This window comes from Carnobacterium sp., assembly GCF_032094055.1.
GTDB lineage: Bacteria > Bacillota > Bacilli > Lactobacillales > Carnobacteriaceae > Carnobacterium_A.
On record NZ_DAMDAK010000007.1, the window covers coordinates 43,475 to 45,440 of the forward strand.

Annotated in this window: 2 protein-coding genes; both read right to left on the reverse strand. The window is 36.1% G+C overall.

Annotation, left to right across the window (positions count from 1 at the left end; genetic code table 11):
- Window positions 1-922 (reverse strand): galactokinase (locus RT405_RS02215; RefSeq protein WP_313467191.1); only part of this gene is annotated, 922 nt, incomplete at its 3' end.
- A gap of 135 nt (window positions 923-1,057) precedes the next feature.
- The coding region (locus RT405_RS02220; protein ID WP_313467193.1) for a beta-galactosidase trimerization domain-containing protein at window positions 1,058-1,966 on the reverse strand (909 nt) is incomplete at its 5' end.

Genomic DNA, 1,966 nt, shown 5'->3' on the forward strand with positions numbered 1-1,966 from the left:
GCAAAGAAACATGAGACGCATTCATTAATGAACCAAATTGCTTTAAGTCCCCTTCTTTTAATGCTTTGGCCGCTTTGATTGTCCGTTGATTTTCTGTGACTGCGTGCCGTGCACGTTTTTTGATGATTTGATTGGATAATTGATCTTGATAAGTTTCAAATTCAGCTTCGTCTAATGCTCCCAGCGATGGGGCAGCAATAAATTTCTGCAGCTCTTCTAAAGCTTGTTCACACTCATTGCGGCGTGAATTATAATTAGATGTGGCTAATTCCCGTCGTTTTTTTGTATTCATGATGACGATTTTGTGAGCACCTAATTCAACGGGGACTAGTTCGTATTCCAATGTATTACAATCTAACAAAATAGCTGTATCCTTTTTCCCCATTCCGACTGCAAATTGGTCCATGATGCCAGAATTGACTCCGATAAATTCATTTTCTACTCTTTTACCTGTTTGAATCAAATCTAGACGAGAAACCGGTAAGTCAAACAAGTCTTCTAGCATTACACCCATTAATAATTCAAGCGAAGCCGATGAAGATAAACCAGCTCCATTAGGAATATTGCCGTAAAGAGCTACATCCATTCCTGATGAAATTGGATAACCAGCTTCTTTTAGATACTTTATCATTCCTTTAGGGTAATTGGTCCATTTATCCTCTTCACGATAAGCTAAGTCTTCAAGATCAAATGAAATGACACCTAATTCTGAAAAATTTTCTGAATACAAGTTGATTTGAGTATCCTCTCTTCTAGCAGCTACTCCTAATGTACCTAGGGTGATGGCACAAGGAAAAACATTTCCACCATTGTAATCTGTGTGTTCTCCAATAAGATTGATTCGTCCCGGAGCAAAAAACGCTTTCAATTCTTTGGGACCAAAAAGCTCTACAAATTTTTCTTTCAACTCTTTCAATTCCATTATCATTCTCCTCTTATTCATATTGTTTCTTCTATTCTATTTCTTTTAGTAAAACAAATCAAGTAAAATTTAGTAAATATTATATTATTTAAAAAAACTTGTCTCATTAATGAATGAAACAAGTTTTCTTTGTTGCTATTCTTCTCTATGAATTTTTCTCTTAAAAGGCTTTGTAACGATTTTTACAGCATATTTCTCTAACTCTACTTCGCCTAACAATTCCTTATCATCAATGATATCCCACACTGGTTTTTCAAAGACCACAACTTGAGATTTTTCAGTAAAGTTCATAACAAAAATGATATCTTCTGTTTCAGATTGTCTTGCTTGAACAGATACTCCTTCTCCATGTTGGACAGAGAGAATCGGATTCAGATTCAAATCATCTATTAAATGACCATAAAAGTCTGCATGAAAGTCTTGATTCAATCTACCTCCAATATAATAAGCTTTGCCATTTTCAAAAGAATGGCTAGTAACCGCGGGAGTAGCGGCATAAAAATCTTCCAAGTATTCGCCTTCGATTTTAGCTTGTTCTACTTTAAGAATAGTAGCATATTCTTTTAAATCGTACACTTTATTACCATAACGAACAGCATTTCGATTTGATGGGTACAGTGTATCTGTTTCTAATGGTTTCATCCCAAAAATATCTTGTAAATCTTGTGGCCATCCACCTAAATAAGTCAAATCATGTTCATCTACTACTCCTGTAATGTAAGTAGAAACTATTGTTCCGCCATTCGCAACAAATGCCTTCAAACGCGAGATAGTCTCTAGGCTCATCAAATACAACATAGGTACGACCAACAGCTTGTAATCAGAAAACTCTTGTTCCTTAGTAATCACATCAACGGGGATATCTCTTTCCCAGAATGGACGATAGTGTTCTTGCACTGTTTGGGTGTATTGCTTGGATTGTAGACCGAAACCTTGCGCATCATTTAAAGCCCAGTTATTTTCCCAATCATATAAAATAGCTACATCAGCCGACCGTGTTGTCCCAGCTACATTTGAAAGCTTTTCTAACGTCTCCCCAACTTT